This is a genomic window from Streptomyces sp. NBC_01142, from assembly GCF_026341125.1.
GTDB lineage: Bacteria > Actinomycetota > Actinomycetes > Streptomycetales > Streptomycetaceae > Streptomyces.
Map to the genome: position 1 here is coordinate 496,560 of NZ_JAPEOR010000001.1, position 20,766 is coordinate 517,325.

Below are 20,766 nucleotides of genomic sequence, written 5' to 3' on the forward strand. Positions count from 1 at the left end.
CACACATCGTGACTGAGATCGAGATCGGGCGCGGCAAGCGCGGCCGCCGGGCGTACGCGTTCGATGACATCGCCGTCGTACCGAGCCGGCGCACCCGCGACCCGAAGGAGGTCTCGATCGCCTGGCAGATCGACGCCTACCGCTTCGAGCTGCCGTTCCTGGCCGCTCCGATGGACTCGGTGGTCTCTCCGCAGACCGCCATCCGCATCGGTGAGCTGGGCGGACTGGGCGTACTGAACCTCGAGGGTCTGTGGACCCGGTACGAGGACCCGCAGCCACTGCTGGACGAGATCGCCGCGCTGGACGAGGCGGCCGCGACCCGTCGTCTGCAGGAGATCTACGCAGCTCCGATCAAGGAGGAGCTGATCGGGCAGCGCATCAAGGAGGTGCGCGACTCGGGTGTGGTGACGGCCGCCGCGCTCTCCCCGCAGCGCACCGCCGAGTTCTCGAAGGCCGTCGTGGACGCGGGCGTCGACATCTTCGTCATCCGCGGGACGACCGTCTCCGCCGAGCATGTCTCGGGCGCCGCCGAGCCGCTGAACCTGAAGCAGTTCATCTACGAGCTCGACGTCCCGGTCATCGTGGGCGGCTGCGCCACCTACACGGCCGCGCTGCACCTGATGCGCACCGGCGCGGCAGGCGTGCTGGTCGGCTTCGGCGGCGGAGCCGCGCACACCACGCGCAACGTGCTGGGCATCCAGGTCCCGATGGCGACCGCCGTCGCCGATGTGGCCGCGGCCCGCCGCGACTACATGGACGAATCCGGCGGCCGGTACGTCCACGTCATCGCGGACGGCGGCGTGGGCTGGTCCGGCGACCTGCCGAAGGCGATCGCGTGCGGCGCGGACGCGGTGATGATCGGCTCCCCGCTTGCCCGCGCGACGGACGCGCCGGGCAAGGGGCACCACTGGGGCATGGAGGCGGTCCACGAGGACGTGCCGCGCGGCAAGCTGGTGGATCTGGGCATCGTGGGCACGACCGAGGAGGTCCTCTCCGGTCCCTCGCACAGCCCCGACGGTTCGATGAACTTCTTCGGCGCGCTGCGCCGGGCGATGGCGACGACGGGCTACAGCGAGCTCAAGGAGTTCCAGCGCGTCGAGGTGACGGTGGCGGACTCGCGGCACCGCCGCTGACCACGCGTACGCAGGAGGGGCCCCGCACCGGGTGTGCGGGGCCCCTCCTGCGTACGGGGCTGTCTACTCGGCGGCCTTCTTCGCGCCGGAGAAGGCGGCAAAGCCCGCCAGCGCGAAGTACAGGAACGTCATGAAGCTCTTGGTCTTGTCCCAGGTGTCGGTCACCATGCTGAAGTCGTCCATCAGGACGTCCGTCACGGAGGTCTTCCAGACGTCGGCGGCGACCATCGCGATACCGAGCAGCTGGCCGAGGTAGACGGCGACCAGTGCGCAGATGACGCTCACGACGGGCAGGGCGGGGTTGCGTCCGCCGACCTTGCCCGTGGCGAAGCCGATGAGGAAGCCCACGCCGATGGCCGCCCACCCGATCTCGCGCTCGAGGGCGCCGGATATGCCGCCGTACGCACCGCCGGCGACGAGCGCGACGACCACGGCGGTCACCAGGCCCAGCCCGACGTTGTCCCGGACGGGCGCGGGCGGTGGAACCGGGGCGTACGGAACACCGGCGAAGGGATTGCCGGACGGTGGAGGCACGGGCTGGCTCATTGTCTGATTCCCCCTGGAACGCGAGCGTCGCACGAGCGTGCGAGCGGAGGCCCCGGAGACTAGCAGCCGGGCGGGACAGCGCGGCAGCACGTTATGGAGCCGATGCACCGCCTCGGAGACGTACGCCGCGATCAGGGGCGGTGCGCCGCGGTCAGAGGCGGTGCGCCGCGCCGATCGGAGTGGCTCCCCGTGTGTCGAGCAGGAGTTGCGCCTTGACCGCCAGGCCCTGGAGGTCGTACGTGCGGTGGTGCTGGAGCAGCACGGTCAGATCCGCGCTGGCGGCGGCCTCGTACAGGGAGTCCGCACGGGGGACCGGCAGGTCGCGTACGCGCCAGTCCGGGACGTACGGATCGTGGTAGCTGACGGCCGCGCCCAGGTCCATCAGGCGGCGGGCGATCTCGTGGGCGGGGGAGCTCTCCAGGTCGGCGAGGTCCGGTTTGTAGGTGATGCCGAGGAGCAGCACGCGGGCGCCGCGTGCCGATTTCCCGTGCTCGTTGAGGAGCGTGGCGCAGCGCTGGATCACGTACTGCGGCATCCGGGTGTTGATCTCCTGGGCGAGGCCGACCATCCGCAGCGGGCGGCCCGGGGTGCGGCCGCTGTGCGGGAGGCAGCTGGGGTCCATGGGGACACCGTGGCCGCCGACGCCGGGGCCGGGGCGGAAGGCCTGGAAGCCGAAGGGCTTTGTCTCGGCGCAGCGGATGACGTCCCAGAGGTCGACGCCGAGGTCGTGACAGAGCACTGCCATCTCGTTGACCAGGGCGATGTTGACATGGCGGAAGTTGGTCTCGAGGACCTTGACGGTCTCGGCCTCGCGCGTGCCGCGTGCCCGGACCACTTTGTCGGTGAGGCGGCCGTAGAAGGCGGCGGCCGATTCGGTGCAGGCGGGGGTGAGGCCACCGATGACCTTGGGGGTGTTGGCGTAGCCGTGGGTGCGGTTGCCCGGGTCCACGCGGCTGGGGGAGTAGGCGAGATGGAAATCCCGCCCGGCCCGCAGACCCGATCCTTCCTCGAGGATCGGGCGGAGCACGTTCTCGGTGGTGCCGGGCTGGACGGCCGATTCGAGCAGCACGGTGGTGTGCGGGCGCAGCCGGGCCGCCAGTGCCCGGGCGGCATCGGTGACCGCCGTGAGGTCGAGCGTGCCGTCCACGCCGAGCGGGGTGGGGGCGCAGATGGCGGCGGTGCGTACCCGGCCGAGCTCGGCCGGGTCGGTGATGGTTCTGAAGCCCCCCGAGAGCATGCGGCGGATGTCGGCTGGGGTGCGTCCCGCCGCCGGTTCGGTGAGCTGGTGCGGGTCGGTGTCGTAGCCGATGGTCTCGATGCCGGCGGCCACGGCGGCCTGGGCGAGGGGCAGGCCGAGATTGCCGAGTCCGATGACGGCGAGATCTGCGGGCATGGCGGTGGCCGTCCTTTCCCATAGCCGGAGGGGACAGAGAGCGCAAGCCCTGTGGGCAGAACGAGCACGCGCAATGTCAGACTAGGCGTAAATATGACCGATATGCCGCATTGCAAGCGTGTGGCTGTCCGAGTGTTATCCACAGGCGGTGGCTGAAGTCGCCGAGTGCGGACAGAATCGACGTTGTGAGCCCGACCGCAGGGGACACACGGGGGCGACGGGAGGCAACAGTGAGGACAGCGACACTGGGACCCGCGGAGCGCGCCGAGGCGCTCGCGGGGATGGCCGAGCGTGAACTGGACGTGCTGGTGGTCGGCGCGGGCGTGGTCGGAGCCGGGACCGCGCTGGATGCCGCGACGAGAGGGCTTTCGACCGGGCTTGTCGAGGCGCGCGACTGGGCTTCGGGTACCTCGAGCCGGTCGAGCAAGCTGATCCACGGCGGGCTGCGCTATCTGGAGATGCTGGACTTCGCGCTGGTGCGTGAGGCACTGAAGGAGCGGGGGCTGCTGCTGGAGCGGCTGGCCCCGCATCTGGTGAAGCCGGTGCCGTTCCTGTACCCGCTGCAGCACAAGGGCTGGGAGCGGCTGTACGCAGGAGCGGGCGTCGCGTTGTACGACGCGATGTCGCTCTCGTCCGGGCACGGGCGCGGTCTGCCCGCCCACCGGCATCTGTCGAAGCGGCAAGCCCTGCGGGTCGCGCCCGCGCTGAAGAGGGACGCCCTGGTCGGGGCCCTGCAGTACTACGACGCCCAGATGGACGACGCCCGCTATGTGGCCACCCTGGTGCGGACGGCCGCGAGCTATGGCGCACAGGTCGCCAGCCGGGCCCGGGTGATCGCCTTTCTGCGGGAGGGCGAGCGGGTGGTCGGCGCACGGGTCCAGGACGTGGACGCCGGCGGGGAGTACGAGATCAGGGCGCGCCAGATCGTGAACGCCACGGGGGTGTGGACGGACGACACCCAGGCGCTGATCGGGGAGCGCGGGCAGTTCCATGTGCGCGCCTCCAAGGGCATCCATCTGGTGGTGCCCAAGGACCGGATCCACTCCACGACCGGGCTGATCCTGAGGACCGAGAAGTCGGTGCTGTTCGTCATTCCTTGGGGCCGGCACTGGATCGTGGGCACGACCGACACCGACTGGGACCTCGACAAGGCGCATCCGGCCGCGTCCAGCGCGGACATCGACTATCTGCTGGAGCACGTCAATTCGGTGCTGGCGGTGCCGCTCACCCGGGACGATGTGGAGGGGGTGTACGCGGGGCTGCGGCCGCTGCTCGCCGGGGAGTCGGACGCGACCAGCAAACTCTCGCGCGAGCACACGGTCGCCCATCCGGTGCCCGGTCTGGTCGTCGTCGCGGGCGGCAAGTACACGACGTACCGCGTGATGGCGAAGGACGCGGTGGACGAGGCGGTGCACGCGCTCGACCAGCGGGTTGCCGCGTGTGTCACGGAGGACATACCGCTGCTCGGGGCCGAGGGGTACCGGGCCCTGTGGAACTCACGGGCCAGGATCGCTGCACGGACGGGTCTTCATGTGGTGCGCGTGGAGCATCTGTTGAACCGGTACGGCTCGATGGCCGAGGAACTGCTGGCGCTCATCGCCGCCGACCCGAAGCTCGGTGAGCCCCTTGGGGGTGCGGAAGACTATCTGCGGGCCGAGATCGTCTACGCGGCCTCGCACGAAGGGGCGCGGCACCTCGACGACGTGCTGACCCGGCGGACGCGGATCTCGATCGAGACGTTCGACCGCGGGACGCGCTGTGCGCGTGAGTGCGCGGAGCTCATGGCACCCGTGCTGGGCTGGGAGAAGGAGCGCATCGAGAAGGAGGTCGAGCACTACGAGAAGCGGGTGGAGGCGGAGCGCGAGTCGCAACGGCAACCGGACGATCTGACGGCGGACGCGGCGCGGCTGGGGGCGCCGGACATCGTGCCCATCTGAGCCCATGCCTGGCCCTTCCGAGCTGGTTGAACCTGTTGAACGCGTTGAACCCGCTGATCCTGTCCGATCCTGGGCGGGGGTGGCGAGGGTGGCGGGCCCGATCCCCGGAGTGGGTGGAAATCGGCCTTTGAGAAGGCTGGTTCCGTGTGGTTGACCGGGTGAGGGTGTGTGGTAGGGCTGGTTGGGCAGGGCCCCGACCAGCGGAGCGGTGAGCTTTACGTCGAGTAGTGGCATTGTGGGTGGTCCCACCCTTCCGGCCCCGTCCTGACCGTCGGCGGACCCGGGAGAAACGCCGGTCCTGGAGTAGGGGACAATGGGGGCTCTGCCAGGGCGGGTTACCGCATCGCGCGGGAAGCGGCAGGCGCGGGCGAAGATCAGGGATCGCAGAGGGGACGCATGTCGAAGGCGGAGCAGTCACGGAAGCCCCAGCCGGACACGGCCGAGGAGCCCCAGCGGGACGCCGAACAGGATTCCGGGACGGAGCCTCAAAAGGAGTCCCAGGAGCCGGAGAAGAAGCCCGGAACGGAAGCCGTTCGGGAGCCGACGTCCGAGCCCAAGGCCGGTTCCGAGAAGGTGTCCGAGGCTGGGTCGACGTCCGAGCCCAAGGCCGGTTCCGAGAAGGTGTCCGAGGCTGGGTCGACGTCCGAGCCCAAGGCCGGTTCCGCGGGTGCCGGTTCAGGGCCCGGGGCCGGTTCCACGAAGGAAGCGGGCAAGGCTGCGGGTAAGGTTCCGCGCCAGGCGTCCGGGCGCGACTCCGGCGCGGGCTCTGCCAGTGGGGCCGAACGCGGCGCCGGGCAGAAGGCCGAGCCCAAGGCCGGGTCCCAGGCGGCGGGCTCCAGGGCGGCCGCGTCCGGGTCCGGGAAGGAGCCCGGCAAGGAGCCCGGCAAGGGTTCCGAGCGCGACTCCGGTGCGGGTTCCGCGCGCAAGGGCGAACAGGCCTCCGGGCAGGCAGCCGGGCGCGTCTTCGGGCGTGAGGCCGAAGGACGGCTTCTCGCCGGGCGGTACCGGCTTGGCGGGGTGCTCGGCCGTGGAGGCATGGGCACGGTCTGGCGGGCGGTCGACGAGACCCTCAGCCGCACCGTCGCCGTGAAGGAACTCCGCTTCCCCACCAGCATCGACGAGGAAGAGAAGCGCCGGCTCATCACGCGTACGCTGCGCGAGGCCAAGGCGATCGCCCGGATCCGCAACAACAGCGCGGTGACGGTGTACGACGTGGTCGACGAGGACGACCGGCCGTGGATCGTCATGGAGCTCGTCGAGGGCAAGTCCCTGGCCGAAGCCGTGCGCGAGGACGGCACGCTGACGCCGCGACGGGCCGCCGAGGTCGGGCTCGCGATTCTCGACGTACTGCGCTCCGCGCACCGCGAGGGCATCCTGCACCGCGATGTGAAGCCGTCCAACGTGCTCATCGCCGAGGACGGGCGCGTGGTGCTCACCGACTTCGGCATCGCGCAGGTCGAGGGCGACCCGTCGATCACCTCCACCGGCATGCTCGTCGGCGCGCCCTCGTACATCTCGCCCGAGCGCGCCCGCGGCCACAAGCCCGGGCCGGCCGCCGACCTGTGGTCGCTGGGCGGGCTGTTGTACGCGAGCGTCGAGGGCTGCCCGCCGTACGACAAGGGCTCCGCGATCGCGACGCTGACCGCCGTGATGACCGAGCCGCTCGACCCGCCGAAGAACGCGGGCCCGCTGCTCGAGGAGGTCATCTACGGCCTCCTCGTCAAGGACCCCGACCAGAGGCTCGACGACGCAGGGGCGCGGGCGCTGCTCACCAAGGTGCTCAATGCGCCGGAAGCGCGGCCCGTCGAGCCCGCGCCGCCACTCGATGCCACCCGGGCCATAGCGCTGCCGCCGGCTCCCCCGGCGCCGCCGCAGGACAAGCCGAAGGATCCGGCGGCCGACCGGGTACGCGGTGCGCTGCGCTCCGTACGGAACGCGGCTGTCGCCGCGAAGCCGGAACCGAAGCCGCGGCCCACGCCGCAGACGTCCACCGCGCGGTCCGCGCCGGCGCGGGCACCGCTCACCGATGTGGTGCCCCGCCGCACCCTGGTGATCATCGCGGTCGTCGTCGCGCTGTCCGTGCTCGCCACCGTGCTCTACCTGGTAATGGGTGGCGGCGACGACAAGGGCGGTCAGGGCAAGCAGAGCAAGACCAAGGGCGACAAGTCCGTTTCGGCCGGGACTGCCGGGAACGCCGGCGGTGACGGCAAGGACACGGACGCCGGCAAGGACACGGGCAAGGACGAGTCCGCCAACGACGACCCCAAGGACGGTCAGGCCAGCACGGGCGGCGAGACCGACGGGAAGCCGTCCGGAGAGGGCAAGACCGACGACCCCGCGGGCGGCGACGCGCTGCCCGAGGGATACACAATGGTCTCCAACGACCAGTTCCACTTCACGATGGCGATGCCCAAGGGCTTCAAGCTCGCCGGCATCGCGGGCCAGAACTCGGGAGGGATCTTCAACGCCACTGGCGGATTCCCGCGCGTCCAGGTCGACTTCAACGCAAGTCCCAAGGACGACGCAGCTTCCGCCTGGGCAGCCGCGGTGTCGGGGACCCGCGCCGCCAGCAGCGGCTACAAGCACCTGGGGATCGACAAGGTCGAGTACAACGGCTATCCGACCGTCGCCGACTGGCAGTTCGAGCGCAATCACGGCGGCGAGCGGGTGCGGGTCCTCAACAGGGGCTTCAAGGTGGATGCCACGCACGGCTACTCGATCATGATCTCGTGCAGGGTGGGCGAGTGGGAGAGCGCGGAGTGCAAGACGCTGCGCGATACGGCGTTCGCCACGTTCAGGCCCAAGGACTGAGCAAGGACACGTATCGTGAGAGTTCGCGGACGGTACGCAGCCGCAAGGGGCCGCTGAATGACCGGAATTGACGCTTTGGTGCGGTCTCCGGGGCCGTCCCGGGGATGACAGCGCGCTTGTGGGGAGGCGTCGTGGACGACTATGCGGGAAGGGTGCTCGCCGACCGCTACCGCCTGCCGTTGCCGCCCTCCGACGAGTACGAACTGGTCGAGACCCGTGCATTCGACACGTACAGCGGGCAGGAAGTCCTGGTGCGGCAGGTGCCGTTACCGGAAGTCGTGGACGCGGAGGTCGTCGACACGGACGGGTCGGCCGGAGCGGCGGCGCCCAGGGGGACCCAAGGGAATCCGGGTACTCAGGGGCGTACGACGCGGCGGCCCGCGGATCCGGCGGTGCGGCGGGCGGTCGAGGCCGCGCAGGCTGCCGCACAGATCCCCGACCACCCGCGTCTCGACCAGGTCTTCGACGTGTTCGCCGAGGGCGGCTCGCTCTGGATAGTGAGTGAACGTGTCGCGGCACGCCCGCTGGCGGCGCTCCTCGCGGAGAAGGTGCTCAGCCCGTACCGGGCGGCAGAAATCGCCTCCGATGTCCTCACCGCGCTGCGCGTGCTCCATGCGCACGGCTGGACCCACCGGAACATCACCGTCCGTACGGTGCTCGTCTGCGACGACGGGCGGGTGGTCCTGACCGGCCTGGCGTCGGGCGCGGCCGAGGAGGCGCTGTGCGGGTACGCCCCGGTGCCGGAGGCCGACTACGAAGCGCCGGACCATGAAGCGCCCGGCCATGAAGTGGTCGACCATGAAGAGGTCGATGACGACGACTCCGCGTACGACGACTCCGCGTACGGCGAGTCCGCGTACGGCGAGTCCGCGTACGGCGAGTCCGCGTACGACGAGTCCGCGTACGACGAGTCTGCGTACGACGAGTTCGGCGACCGCGATCACCAGGTGGGTACGGTGCCGGCGGCGAGGGCCGCGCTCGAGACCACCCACTCGACGGAGGTGGAGGTCGCACTGCCCGGCAGCGGGGGCGGAAGCGGCAGCGGGGGCGGCGTGCCGGATGTCCGTGCTGCCAGAGCGGGCGCCATCGCCGCGTACCGCGCGGGCGCCCGGGCCGCCGCGCGCGTCAATGAGGACCAGGGCCAGGGGGGCGCGTCCGGCACCGCCGGGGGCGGCCCCGTGCAGGGCGGCTTCGACCCGGACTGGTGGTCCAGGCCGGCGACCGAGCGGCACGCGGGCTTCGATGTGCACGCGGCCGAGGACGACGACGAGGACGCGGAGGAGGACGAGTTCGGCGACGGCGCTTCGGGCGGCTGGCGTCCGGGCGGCACCGCCCGGCTGGCGGGAACGTGGCACGACGCCCCGCTGCCGGGCCGCGACGGCCCCGGTCCTGTACCGGCGGGCGGCAACACGGATCCGTACGGCGGCGAACTGCCGTACGGGTACCGGCGGGCGGCTCCGGACGATGCGTACGGCGGAAGGCCCACAGGGCCCACAGGGCCGGCGGGGCCGGCCCGACCGACCAGGCCGGCGAGTACCGCGCGGCCCGCGCTTCCGGCCCCGGCCCCGGCCCCGGCCGCGTCCGCGGGACCGGGCTCCGGCCCCGGTGCTCGGTCCTCCGGTGGCGGGAGCGGCAGTTGGGAGCGCGGCGCCGGGGGCGGGGAAGCCCTGCGGGCCGACGCTCAGCGCCGGCCCACCGTGGCCGAGGCCAGTGCCCCCACCGGGCGGTGGGACGAACTTGTCGCGAGCGGCAGCACGCCCGAGTTCCGCGGCCCCGCCACACCGCTGGCCGCCGAGCGCGCCCGGCAGGCCCGGATCGCGGTCGTCGGCGCCGTCACCGAGCGGTGGGCGCCCGAGCAGGCCGGGCCCGTGCACGAGAACTGGCAGCTGGCAGCCCCGGTGGGACCGGCAACCGATCTGTGGGCGCTGGGCGCGCTGCTGTACCGGTCCGTGCAGGGCCACGCCCCGTACCCCGAGGAGAGCGCCGCCGAGCTCGTCCAGCTCGTCTGTGCCGAGCCGCCCGCCTTCGCCGAGGAGTGCGGGCCGCTGCGCCCGGTCGTCGAGTCGCTGCTGCGCCAGGACCCCACGGAGCGCCCGGACTTCGAGGAGCTGCGCGGCTGGCTGCGTTCGCTCGTACGGTCCGCGCCCGAGCCCGAGGCCGGTATGGACGTCGTGCCGCTGCCGTCGAGTGCCGTCGACGGCACGCGGCTGCCTGTCGTACGTCGCCGGGGCGAGCTGGTGCGTCGCAAGCGCCGCGGCGGTTCGGCCGAGGTGGTCCACGGCCGCCACCGCCACAAGAAGACCAAGGGCACGCGGGAGCGGCGCGGGAGTACGAAGCGCGCACCGAGGGCGCTCGGGCGCACCCTCCTGCTGCTGATACTGCTCCTCCTGGTGGCCGCCGTGGCGTACGCCGTGCTGTTCATGCCGAAGTCCGAGCAGCGGCAGCAGGAGCAGCCGCAGGGCAAGGGCGGCACTCGTCCGTCGGCGGCCGGTCCGAGCCCGGACCGTACGGCTCCCCAGTCGCCGGATTCCCCGAAGACGACCCCCGACCCCACCCGCAGCCCGTCCGAGCAGGAGCCCCAGACCTCGGCCCCGGCCAAGAACCTGCCCCACGGCTATGCGCTGCGTACGGACCCCGAAGGCTTCCAGATCGCCGTCGACAAGACCTGGCAGCGCCGCCCGATCAATGATGTCGGCCAAGTCCGCTATGCCGACGGAGACTTCACGCTGATCGTTGTCCCCGGCCGCGACAGCGTGACAGCGAACGGCGACGACCCGCTGGTCTATCAGCGTGACAAGGAGCGCGAGCTTCAGCCGTTCCGGGACTCCTCCTGGGCCGGCGCGACCGGGCTGCGCCGCGTCGAGATCGGTCAGCAGGTCATGGCGGAGGGGCAGTTCACCTGGCAGGACAGCAACGGCCGTGAGGTGTACGTACGCAATCTCGCCCTGATCGTCAAAGGCAGCTATCACGTCATCCAGGTGATCGGCCCCGAGGACCAGCGCGACAAGGTGGCGGAGATCTACCAGCAGGCCACGACCACTTACCGCGCCGCCCGCTGAACGACGGGCGGGACGGGGCGGCGTCAGACGGCCCCCCGGACGACGATCGGGTGCCGTGCCGTGCCGTGCCGGACGACGATCGAACGACGTGTCGGACGACGACCGCACGACATGTCGGACGGCGAGCGGACGACGTGCCGCACGACTGCTGAACGTCCCTCTGATCCACCCTCCGTAGCACCAGTTGAGACGAAATCCGCCCGAAACCCCCACAGTGTCACCGAGCGTGGCCGTTCGGACACTCCGCACGCATCACAGTGCGGTCACTTGAGGCATCCGAGGTTCCTTGCCCGTACTTCCTCTCCGTAACCTGTGATCCCAAGGAACGGGGCGGGGAGCGAACGTGGAAAACTCTCAGAGCACGGGCGCGGGTCTTCTGCTTGCCGGGCGCTACCGGTTGAGCGAGACCATCGGCAGCGGTGGCATGGGCAAGGTCTGGCGCGCACACGATGAGGTGCTGCACAGAGTTGTCGCGGTCAAGGAGCTGACGGCGGGCCGGTACGCATCAGAGGCGGACCGGATCGTCCTGCATGCCCGCACCCAGAAGGAGGCCCGGGCCGCCGCCCGGATCAGCCACCCCGGTGTCGTCACCGTCCATGATGTGCTCGAGCATGACGCCCGCCCCTGGATCGTCATGCAGTACGTCGACGGCCCCTCCCTCGCCGACGCCGCCAAGGAGTCGGGGCGGATCGAGGCCCGTGAGGCCGCCCGGGTCGGTCTGCATGTCCTCGGCGCACTGCGCGCCGCGCACGCCGCGGGTGTGCTGCACCGGGACGTCAAGCCTGCCAACGTACTGCTCGCCCGCGACGGCCGGGTGCTGATCACCGATTTCGGGATCGCCGCCATCGAGGGCGACTCGACGATCACCAGGACCGGCGAAATCGTGGGGTCCATCGACTACTTGGCGCCCGAGCGGGTGCGCGGCGCCGACCCGGGGCCCGCCTCCGACCTGTGGTCGCTCGGGGCAACGCTCTACACGGCGGTGGAGGGGCAGTCGCCGTTCCGTCGTACGTCGCCTCTCTCCACCATGCAGGCCGTCGTCGGGGAGGAGCCGCCGCCTCCCGGCAGGGCGGGTCTGCTCGCGCCCGTGATCATGGCGCTGCTGCGCAAGGATCCGGCCGACCGGCCGTCGGCCGTCGAGGCCGAGCGGATGCTGACGGAGGCGGTGGAGGGGCGGGAGCCGGCGGTGCCGCAGGAGCAGTCGCCGACCCGGCGGCTGCCGAGCGAACCCTCGCCGGGTGAACGGGTGCCGAACCAGCGGTCGACGCAGCGGATGACCCGGCGGAACGTTCCGCCTGCAACATCCCGTACGGCCGCCCATCCGGCCGCGCCGGGGCCCGACGCGACCGTGCCGGACCCTCTCCCCGGCGCGGCGCCCGCGGGGGCGTCGGTATCCGCGTCCGGTCGCGGCACACGCCTGCGCAGGGCTGCCATCGTTGTCGTCCTCGCGGCGGTGGTCGGCGTGGGCGCGGGCCTCGCCGCCATGAAGTACGGCGGCGGCACCGAAGGCGGGGAGCGGACGGGCACGCAGGCGACGCAGCCCGGCAGCAACTCCACCGGACGGCCCGGCTGGCACCGCGTCAAGGATCCGGAAGGCTTCAGCCTCCTGGTGCCGGACGGCTGGACGCGCCAGTTGGACGGCGACCAGATCGACTACACGCCCGACAGCGGTCGCCATCGCATCAGGATCAGCAGCGATACCTCACCCGACTTCGAGAACCCCTATATGCACATGCTGGACATGGAGAAGCGGCTGGGCACGCGACTGCCCGACTATCTGAGGGTGAAGCTGGGCCCCAATCACTTCCGAGACCAGCCGCAGTCTGCGCTGTGGGAGTTCACCTGGACGGAGAAGCAGAACCACCCCGGCAAGCGGCGGGCGATCGACCAGATGTATTTCGAGGACGACGGTACGGAGTACGCGCTCTACATGTCGGGACCCGCTGAGGACTGGGCGAAGACCCGGGAGCAGTTCGACATCGTGGTGCAGAGCTGGCGGCCTCCGGCATGATGAACCCCGTCTGAATCAACCGGGGCCGGACCGGGGAGCCGGCCGGGATCGCACCGGGGTTCGGCCGGGAGTCGAGGGGGAGTTGCGTGTCCGAGGAAACGCGCCTGATCGTGGGCCGCTACCGGCTCCTGGACCGGTTGGGCCGCGGGGGCATGGGCACCGTGTGGCGCGCGGACGACGAACTGCTGGGCCGTCGTGTCGCCGTCAAGGAGCTTCATGTCGACGAGGGCGGCATCGGACGCTCCGCGTCCCCGTACACCTCTGCCGCCGCACCGCTGCGCGAGGCCCGTGCCGTTGCCCGGGTCAAGCACCCGCACGTCATCGTCGTCCATGACGTGGTGGTGGACGACGGACTTCCGTACATCGTCATGGAGCTGGTCGACGGCGGCTCGCTCGCCGACCGGATCGCGCGCGGCGGGCCCGTCGATGTGGCCGAGGCCGCGCGGATCGGGCTCGCGCTGCTGGGCGCGCTGCGGGCCGCCCACGGGCTCGGGGTGCTGCACCGGGACCTGAAGCCCGCCAACGTACTGCTCGAGGAGTCCACCGGGCGCGTGGTCCTCACCGACTTCGGCATCGCGTACCTCGCCGGGTCCACGACGATCACGGAGTCGGGGTCGTTCGTCGGGTCCCCGGAGTACACCGCGCCGGAGCGGATGCAGGGCGTCACGGCCGGTCCCGAGTCGGATCTGTGGTCGCTCGGGGTGCTGCTGTGCGCGGTTGTCAGCGGCGAGTCCCCCTTCCGTCGTGACTCGTTGGGCGGCATTCTGCACGCGGTCGTCGAGGACGAGATCCGGCCGCCCGCCCAGGTCGCGCCCCTGTTGCCGGTCGTGCTGGGGCTGCTGGAGCGGGACCCGGCGCGTCGGCTCGGCGCGGCGCAGGCGGAAGAGCTGCTGCGTACGTACGTCACGACGGGTTCCGTACCGGCGGCGGTCGCGGGGCACTACTCGCCCACCCAGCAGGACGTGCCCCGCACGCCCGTGCTTCCCGTTGCGGTACCGCCCACGCCCACGCCTGCGCCCACGCCCACACCGCCCACCCCGACCCCCACACCCAGCCCCGCGCCCGCGTCCCGCCGCCGTGCGCCCCTGCTGGCCGCCGCCGCGCTTGTCGCCGCGCTGGCCGGCGCGGGAGCGGTCACCGCGGTCGTGATGCAGGGCGGCGGCGACGGGGACGCGGGCAGGAGTACGGATGCCGTGCCGAGCCGGAGCGTCGAGGGCCGTACGCCTGAGGTACGCACGGACCAGTCGCCCGCCCCGGCCACGACGCCCACCCCCAGGGTCTCCGTGACCGTGCCGGAGGGCTATCGCGCGGTGACCGACCCCGGCGGTTTCGCGCTCGCCGTCCCCGACGGCTTCGCCCGCTCCCACGACGACAAACGGGTCTACTACATGCCGCCGGACAAGGGCATCAGGATCGGCATCCGCGTCCAGGACCGGGCCCCTGACGGCCCGCTCGGTGCGATGCGGGGCTCGGACGTCCAAGGCCCCGACACCAACCCCGGCTACCGCGACGGCAAGGTCACGGCGACCACGCACAACGGGCTGCCCGCCGCGCTCTGGGAGTTCACCTGGAACGGCTTCTCCCGGGCGGAGGGCCCGCGGCGCACCTTGGACATCTGCTGGGACGAGGGCGGGCGGATGTACGACGTGTGGGTCTCGGCCCCGGTCGGCCGACTGGACGAGGCGCGACGGCACTTCGACACCGTGCTCGACTCCTTCACCGCCGCCGGCTGACGCGCGCCGGCTGACACGCGCCGGTTGACACGCGCCGGTTGACGCGCCGGGGACGGGTGTCACCGTCACGGGTCTGCATCCGCTCCCTTGCCGAGGTGGCATCCACCACCACACTTGGCGGCCAGGATGTGAGCGAGCGCCACACCGTGTTCGTCGAGATGCCCGACGGCGGCAGGGAAGAGGCCGAGGGGCAGGATCTTTTCAAGGGTGTCCAGGAGCGGCTGAAGCTCGGCAAAGCGGAGACGAGCCCCTGATCAGGGCTTATGCGCCAGTGATCGCTGGCGCGATGGTGAGGGGCTGGTGAAAAGCTGTTACCGACGGGTACCCAAAGTTCCGGATGCGGCATACTCTCGCCCCCATGACGGACTCGCAGGCCCCCGCAGCCGCCCCCGCCGCCCTCGGCACCAACCCGACGGCCGCCGCCCCGGCCGGTGCGCGCACCGCCGCCGACGTGGTGACCCCCGAGGTGGTCGCCCAGCTCACCCGAGGCGTGGTCGGCTCCGGGCGTACCGCGAACCACACCCCCTTCACCGGGGAGAAGCTGGCGGACCTGCCCGAGTCGACACCCGAGGACGTGGCGACCGCCTTCGAGCGCGCCCGCGCCGCCCAGCCGCTCTGGGCCGCCACCCCGGCCCGTGCCCGCGCCGCCGTCCTCCTGCGCTTCCACGACCTGGTCCTGGAGCGCCAGGCCGAGGTCCTCGACCTCATCCAGCTGGAGACCGGCAAGGCCCGTCTGCACGCGCACGAAGAGGTCCAGGCGGTCGCCGTCGCCGCCCGCCACTACGGCCGCAAGGCCCCCTCCTACCTCAGGGCGAAGCGGCACACCGGCGTCGTACCGACCCTCACCAAGGTCACCGAACTGCGCCAGCCGCGCGGTGTCATCGGCCAGATCGCGCCCTGGAACTACCCCCTCGAACTCTCCGTCGGCGACGCACTGCCCGCCTTTGTCTCCGGCAACGCCGTGGTGATGAAGCCCGACACCGAGACCGCGCTCACGGCGCTGTGGGCCCGCGACCTGCTCATCGAGGCCGGACTCCCCGCCGAGGTCTTCCAGGTCGTCATCGGTGAGGGCCCGGTCGTGGGCCCCGAGGTCGTCAAGCACGCGGACTATGTCTCCTTCACCGGCTCCACCCGCACCGGCCGCGAGGTCGCCCAGGGCGCGGCGGCCCGCCTGATCGGCGTGTCCCTCGAACTCGGCGGCAAGAACGCCATGCTGGTGCTGCACGACGCCGACGTGGAGAAGGCCGCCGCCGGTGCGGTCCGGGCCTGCTTCTCCTCCGCCGGTCAGCTCTGCATCTCCATCGAGCGGCTGTATGTCCACGATTCGATCGCCGACGACTTCGTCGAGCGGTTCGCGGCCCGGACGAAGGCGATGCGCCTCGGCAACTCCCTGGCTTACGGCGCCGACATGGGCTCACTGGTGGGCGATCGCCAGCTGGAGACCGTCACCCGCCATGTCGAGGAGGCCGTCGCCAAGGGCGCCACGCTCGTCGCGGGCGGCGTCGCGCGCCCCGACATCGGCCCGCTCTTCTACGAGCCCACGATCCTCGACGGCGTCGAGGCGCCGATGGCCGTGTGCACCGAGGAGACCTTCGGCCCGGTCGTCTCCCTCTACCGCTTCACGGACGAGGACAAGGTCGTCGAGCAGGCCAACGCCACCCCGTACGGCCTGAACTCCAGCGTCTGGACCAAGGACGGCAAGCGTGGCCATGCGGTCGCGGCGAAGCTGCGCACCGGCACGGTCAACATCAATGAGGGGTACGCACCGGCGTACGGCAGTGTCCAGTCCCCGATGGGCGGCATGAAGGACTCCGGCCTCAGCCGGCGCCACGGCTCCGAGGGCATCCTCAAGTACACCGAGGCCCAGACGGTCGCCCAGCAGCGGCTGATCCCGCTGGCCCCGTCCTTCGGTATGGACGACGAGAAGTACGCGGCGTTCATGAGCCGCAGCCTGAAGGCGATGAAGGCCCTGCGCCTGCGCTAGTTGACACGTTTCGCACCGAGGAGAGCCATGCCCGAGGTACCCCCTGCCCAGAATCAGGCTGCCCAGGACCAGGTTGCCCAGAGCCGGGCGGCCCAGAGTCAGGATGAATCCGCCCACGACTACGACTACGACTACGACGTCATCGTCGTCGGCTCGGGCTTCGGTGGCTCGGTCTCCGCGCTGCGGCTGACCGAGAAGGGCTACCGGGTCGGTGTCCTGGAGGCGGGCCGCCGCTTCACGCGCGACACCCTCCCCAAGAACTCCTGGGACATCAAGAACTACCTCTGGGCCCCGGCGCTCGGCCTCTTCGGCATCCAGCGCGTGCATCTGCTGGCCAAGGTGATGGTGCTGGCCGGAGCGGGTGTCGGCGGCGGCTCCCTCAACTACGCCAACACCCTGTACGTACCGCCCACTCCGTTCTTCGAGGACCGTCAGTGGGCGTCCATCACCGACTGGAAGTCGGAGCTGGCGCCGTACTACGACCAGGCCAGGCGGATGCTGGGCGTACGGCTCAACCCGACGACCACCCCCTCCGACGTGCATCTGAAGGCGACGGCGCAGGCGATGGGCGTCGGCGACAGTTTCCATATGGCGCCGGTCGGTGTCTTCTTCGGGGACGGCAGGGACGCCGTCGGCGAGGACGGAGTCGGCACGGCGAAGGCCAGGCCGGGAGCCACGGTGGACGACCCGTACTTCGGTGGCGTGGGCCCGTCCCGCAAGGCGTGCACCGAGTGCGGGGAGTGCATGACGGGCTGCCGTCACGGCGCGAAGAACACCCTCAACGAGAACTATCTCTACCTCGCCGAGAAGGCCGGCGCGGTCATCCACCCCATGACGACGGTCTCCGCGATCAGCGAGGACCCGCAGGGCGGCTACCACGTCACCACTGTGCCGACCGATGCGCGCAAGAAGGGCCCGAGGAAGGTGCTGCGGGCCCGGAAGGTCGTCGTCGCGGCGGGGACGTACGGCACCCAGACCCTGCTGCACACCATGAAGGACCGCGGTCTGCTGCCGCGTATCTCGTCCCGGCTGGGCGAGCTGACCCGTACGAACTCCGAGGCGGTGGTGGGTGCGCAGACCAGCGAACGCCGCTACCGCAAGCGGCACGGAGGGACGAAGGCCGACTTCACCCGGGGTGTCGCCATCACGTCCTCGATCCACCCGAACGACAACACCCACATCGAGCCCGTCCGCTACGGCAAGGGCTCCAACGCGATGGGCGCGATGTCCATCCTCCAGGTGCCGTACGGGAGCCGCAGGGTGCTGGGCTGGCTCGGCCATGCGGCCAGGCACCCGCTGATGCTGGCCCGGTCGTTGTCCAACCGCCGCTGGTCGGAGCGGACGATCATCGGGCTGGTCATGCAGTCGCTGGACAACTCCCTGACCACGTACCGCAAGCCGGGCGGCATCGGCAAGGGACTGCTGCACGCCCGACAGGGGCACGGCAGCCCCAACCCGATGCAGATCGCCGAGGCGACACAGGCGGCGACTCTGCTGGCACAGGAGATCAACGGCTTCGCGGGCAGCAATGTCGGCGAGCTCATCGGTACGCCGCTGACCGCGCACTTCCTGGGCGGCTGCGCGATCGGCGCCTCGGCCCAGGACGGCGTGATCGACCCGTACCACCGGCTGTACGGCCACCCCGGCATCTCGGTTGTCGACGGCGCGGCGGTCTCGGCGAACCTCGGCGTGAACCCGTCCCTGACGATCACGGCGCAGGCGGAGCGGGCGATGTCGTTCTGGCCCAACAAGGGCGAGGAGGACCCGCGTCCGCAGCAGGGAGCGGCGTACGAACGTCTCGCGGCGGTCGAGCCGAAGTCCCCGGCGGTCCCGGCGGAGGCGTTCGGCGCGCTGAAGCTGCCGTTCCTGGGCATCCCGGCGGTCCCCCCGAAGGAGTAGGACCGGCTCCGGACACACGAAGGCCGCTGCACCCCCCTCCGAGTGCAGCGGCCTTCTGGCGTGTGAGGCCTTGTGGAGCTGTGTGTTACGCGGTGGCGTCGCTGCTGCGGCGACGCTTCATCGCGAAGACGACACCGGCACCGGCGACCACGGCGATACCGCCGGCGATGCCGATGGTCGGGACCATGGAGTCGGAACCGGTCTCGGCGAGGTTGCCGGTGACCGGAAGGTCCTTCAGGCCACCCTGCGGGCCGGGCTTGTTGACGCCCTTGCCCGGCTTGCCCTTCGCGTCGTCGACCTTGCCGGGCTTGCTGCCCGCCGCGAGGATCTCGAACTCGAAGATGTTCGTCTCGCCGAACTCGCAGTTGCCCTTGCCGTCGACGTGCACGCCTGCCGTGAAGGCGGCGCCGTAGCCGGCCGGGGCCTTGCCGTCGACCTTCAGACGCAGCTTGGCGTCGGCGTACTCACCGGGCTCGAGCTTCTCGGTGTTGCCGAAGTAGCCGTCCTCGACGTCGATGGGCTCCCACGCGCCATCGACCTGCCACTCAAGGGTGAGGAAGTCGGAGGTGTCCTCGAACTCCTCGCCGTCGACCGAGATGGCGGCCACGTAGGTCTCGACCGACTGCATGACCTTCTTGGACTTGTTGGTCACGCGGTAGGTGAAGTCGACCCAGCCGGAGCCGGCGACAACCTTCGAGGGCAGTCCGCGGAGCTCGGAAACGACCTTCGTGCTGTCCGAGTAGGTCTCGCACTCGGCGGGCTCGTCGGAGGGCGAGGTGGACGGCGCCGGCGTGGTGGCCGAGTTGCTCGGCGACGGCGACGTGGTGGCCGTCGCGGACGGCGACGGGGAGACGGTGGCCGTCTCGGAGGGCGACGGGGACGTGGTGGCCGTCTCCGTCGGGGCCGCGGGCGAGGTGCTGGCGCCCGGCTCCGGCGCTGTCGGCGTGGCGGTGACCTCGCTGCTGGGCGTCGGGGTTTCCGTCGCGTACGCGGCCGGAGCCGACAGGAACGCGGCGGGGGCTATGACGGCGGTCGCGGCAGCGACAGCCATGGCGCGGCGAAGCTTCATGAAAGACCTCAACGAAGTCTGGGTACCGCTCGCGCGGTACGGAGTCTGGGTGGGCCTTCCGAGGTGGGGGTACACGGGTGAGGCCGTTGTTTCGCATTGCATGACCTGTGACCCGTGGGAATGGTTGTACCGGACCTCACAGAATCCTTATGTGGCGTACGTCACGGCCGGGCTGGAGGAGCAGCCGATCGTGTGGCACGGCCCCGAGCGAGGCATGTGAGGGTCTGCGCGAACTGAGGGCGTGAGCCCCAGAGCGACACAGAGCAACACGGAGCAACACAGAGCAAGGGCCCCGCGGGTGCGTGACGCGCGGGGCCCTTGGCGGTCAGCACCGACGTCAGGGCAGCGCCGGTGCCGAGGCGCGGCGCTGGGGGGTAGCGCCGCGTGGGGGAGGTCGCCGACCCGGCGCACATGGGGCGCACAAGTGGTATCGACCTTTGGCAATGTGGTTGCGCAGAAGCGGGACTGGCCTTGTCCCGCATCGTGCTGGACGGGCTGCGGCCTGCGCAACCGTTCGGACCGGATGCGGTCGGCCCCGGGCGTCCCCGGAAGCCGACCGCTCTTGGGGTGACCGGGCTGCTGTCCCCTGCCGACCGGTCACGGGCGCTGGAGGCGAGGTCCCACGACGTACCTGCGTACGTCACACGCCCCAGCGGAGCCCACGCGTGGTTTCCTTCGAGGCCCGCCCCTGGCTGGCACGGACATCGGGACCAACGAACCCCCGCGGCCCGCGGTCACGCGCCGTACGGGTGAGGATGTGCCCGAACTCAGATACGGCCCCGGCACAGCTCCAGCAGCGTCATCGCGAGTGTCGTTCCCGGCTTGCCCAGCGCGTCCCTGTAGTGGCTGAGCACCTCCATCTCGCGCGTCAGGTTCACCCGGCGGCCGCCGGAGGAGATCCGGGCGTCCTGGATGACGGCCGACACCGCCGTGCGTTCCTGGATGAGGCCGATGATGCGGTCGTCGAGCGCGTCGATCCGCTCGCGGGCGCCGCTGATCACATCGGCGGCCGTTTCGGTGCGGGCGCCGCCCGCAGCGGCAGCTGCTGACGTCTGCGTCTCGGTGGTGACGGTGGTGGTGACGGTCATGTCCGTAGCTCCTTGCAGGGGGGTGGCCCCCGGAGCGGCAAGGCCCGGAAATGACAGAACGCCCCGGGCCTTGTCGGCCCGGGGCGCCTGGGAAGTTGCTTGT

At 71.1% G+C, this 20,766-nt stretch carries 13 protein-coding genes; 9 read left to right on the top strand and 4 right to left on the bottom strand.

What is annotated here, in order from left to right; genetic code table 11:
- Positions 1–8: 8 nt before the first annotated feature.
- Entirely contained in the window at positions 9–1,133 is a 1,125-nt protein-coding gene (locus OG883_RS02570) for a GuaB3 family IMP dehydrogenase-related protein (RefSeq protein ID WP_266534317.1), read from the top strand.
- A 63-nt stretch (positions 1,134–1,196) separates the two neighbouring features.
- Here the strand turns inward: OG883_RS02570 and OG883_RS02575 are convergent, their stop codons facing one another.
- Positions 1,197–1,679 (bottom strand): hypothetical protein, encoded by a 483-nt coding sequence (locus OG883_RS02575; protein WP_266534320.1) that lies wholly within the window; start codon positions 1,677–1,679, stop codon positions 1,197–1,199.
- 151 nt (positions 1,680–1,830) lie between these two features.
- Positions 1,831–3,072: a nucleotide sugar dehydrogenase gene (locus tag OG883_RS02580; RefSeq protein WP_266534323.1), complete on the bottom strand. Its 1,242-nt coding sequence runs from the start codon at positions 3,070–3,072 to the stop codon at positions 1,831–1,833.
- 230 nt (positions 3,073–3,302) lie between these two features.
- Between OG883_RS02580 and OG883_RS02585 the strand changes: the two genes are divergently transcribed.
- The 8 genes from OG883_RS02585 to OG883_RS02620 all read left to right on the top strand — a co-directional run bounded on the left by OG883_RS02585 (position 3,303) and on the right by OG883_RS02620 (position 18,506).
- The gene (locus OG883_RS02585) at positions 3,303–5,009 is read left to right on the top strand and encodes a glycerol-3-phosphate dehydrogenase/oxidase (RefSeq protein ID WP_266534326.1); all 1,707 of its coding nucleotides are present in this window, start codon (positions 3,303–3,305) and stop codon (positions 5,007–5,009) included.
- 396 nt (positions 5,010–5,405) lie between these two features.
- Entirely contained in the window at positions 5,406–7,820 is a 2,415-nt protein-coding gene (locus OG883_RS02590; protein WP_266534329.1) for a serine/threonine-protein kinase, read from the top strand.
- Positions 7,821–7,951: 131 nt separating this feature from the next.
- On the top strand, positions 7,952–10,879 hold the full coding sequence (locus tag OG883_RS02595; RefSeq protein ID WP_266534332.1) for a serine/threonine protein kinase: 2,928 nt from the start codon (positions 7,952–7,954) through the stop codon (positions 10,877–10,879).
- Between the two features lie 343 nt (positions 10,880–11,222).
- Positions 11,223–12,890: a serine/threonine-protein kinase gene (locus OG883_RS02600; protein ID WP_266534335.1), complete on the top strand. Its 1,668-nt coding sequence runs from the start codon at positions 11,223–11,225 to the stop codon at positions 12,888–12,890.
- Positions 12,891–12,976: 86 nt separating this feature from the next.
- Positions 12,977–14,623, top strand: coding sequence for a serine/threonine-protein kinase (locus tag OG883_RS02605; protein WP_266534338.1), 1,647 nt, complete (start codon positions 12,977–12,979; stop codon positions 14,621–14,623).
- Between the two features lie 95 nt (positions 14,624–14,718).
- On the top strand, positions 14,719–14,877 hold the full coding sequence (locus OG883_RS02610; protein ID WP_266534340.1) for a hypothetical protein: 159 nt from the start codon (positions 14,719–14,721) through the stop codon (positions 14,875–14,877).
- 104 nt (positions 14,878–14,981) lie between these two features.
- Positions 14,982–16,607, top strand: coding sequence for a succinic semialdehyde dehydrogenase (locus OG883_RS02615; RefSeq protein ID WP_266534343.1), 1,626 nt, complete (start codon positions 14,982–14,984; stop codon positions 16,605–16,607).
- Between the two features lie 27 nt (positions 16,608–16,634).
- Positions 16,635–18,506 (top strand): GMC oxidoreductase, encoded by a 1,872-nt coding sequence (locus OG883_RS02620; protein ID WP_266534346.1) that lies wholly within the window; start codon positions 16,635–16,637, stop codon positions 18,504–18,506.
- Between the two features lie 85 nt (positions 18,507–18,591).
- On the opposite strand, the gene OG883_RS02625 is transcribed toward OG883_RS02620, so the two are convergent.
- The gene (locus tag OG883_RS02625; RefSeq protein ID WP_266534349.1) at positions 18,592–19,575 is read right to left on the bottom strand and encodes an LAETG motif-containing sortase-dependent surface protein; all 984 of its coding nucleotides are present in this window, start codon (positions 19,573–19,575) and stop codon (positions 18,592–18,594) included.
- Positions 19,576–20,342: 767 nt separating this feature from the next.
- The gene (locus OG883_RS02630; RefSeq protein ID WP_266534354.1) at positions 20,343–20,663 is read right to left on the bottom strand and encodes a chorismate mutase; all 321 of its coding nucleotides are present in this window, start codon (positions 20,661–20,663) and stop codon (positions 20,343–20,345) included.
- Positions 20,664–20,766 lie beyond the last annotated feature (103 nt).

Coding starts and splice junctions, on each gene's coding strand:
- OG883_RS02575 (WP_266534320.1), bottom strand. CDS start 1,679: ATGAGCCAGCCCGTGCCTCCACCGTCCGGCAATCCCTTCGCCGGTGTT.
- OG883_RS02580 (WP_266534323.1), bottom strand. CDS start 3,072: ATGCCCGCAGATCTCGCCGTCATCGGACTCGGCAATCTCGGCCTGCCC.
- OG883_RS02590 (WP_266534329.1), top strand. CDS start 5,406: ATGTCGAAGGCGGAGCAGTCACGGAAGCCCCAGCCGGACACGGCCGAG.
- OG883_RS02615 (WP_266534343.1), top strand. CDS start 14,982: ATGACGGACTCGCAGGCCCCCGCAGCCGCCCCCGCCGCCCTCGGCACC.
- OG883_RS02620 (WP_266534346.1), top strand. CDS start 16,635: ATGCCCGAGGTACCCCCTGCCCAGAATCAGGCTGCCCAGGACCAGGTT.
- OG883_RS02625 (WP_266534349.1), bottom strand. CDS start 19,575: ATGAAGCTTCGCCGCGCCATGGCTGTCGCTGCCGCGACCGCCGTCATA.
- OG883_RS02630 (WP_266534354.1), bottom strand. CDS start 20,663: ATGACCGTCACCACCACCGTCACCACCGAGACGCAGACGTCAGCAGCT.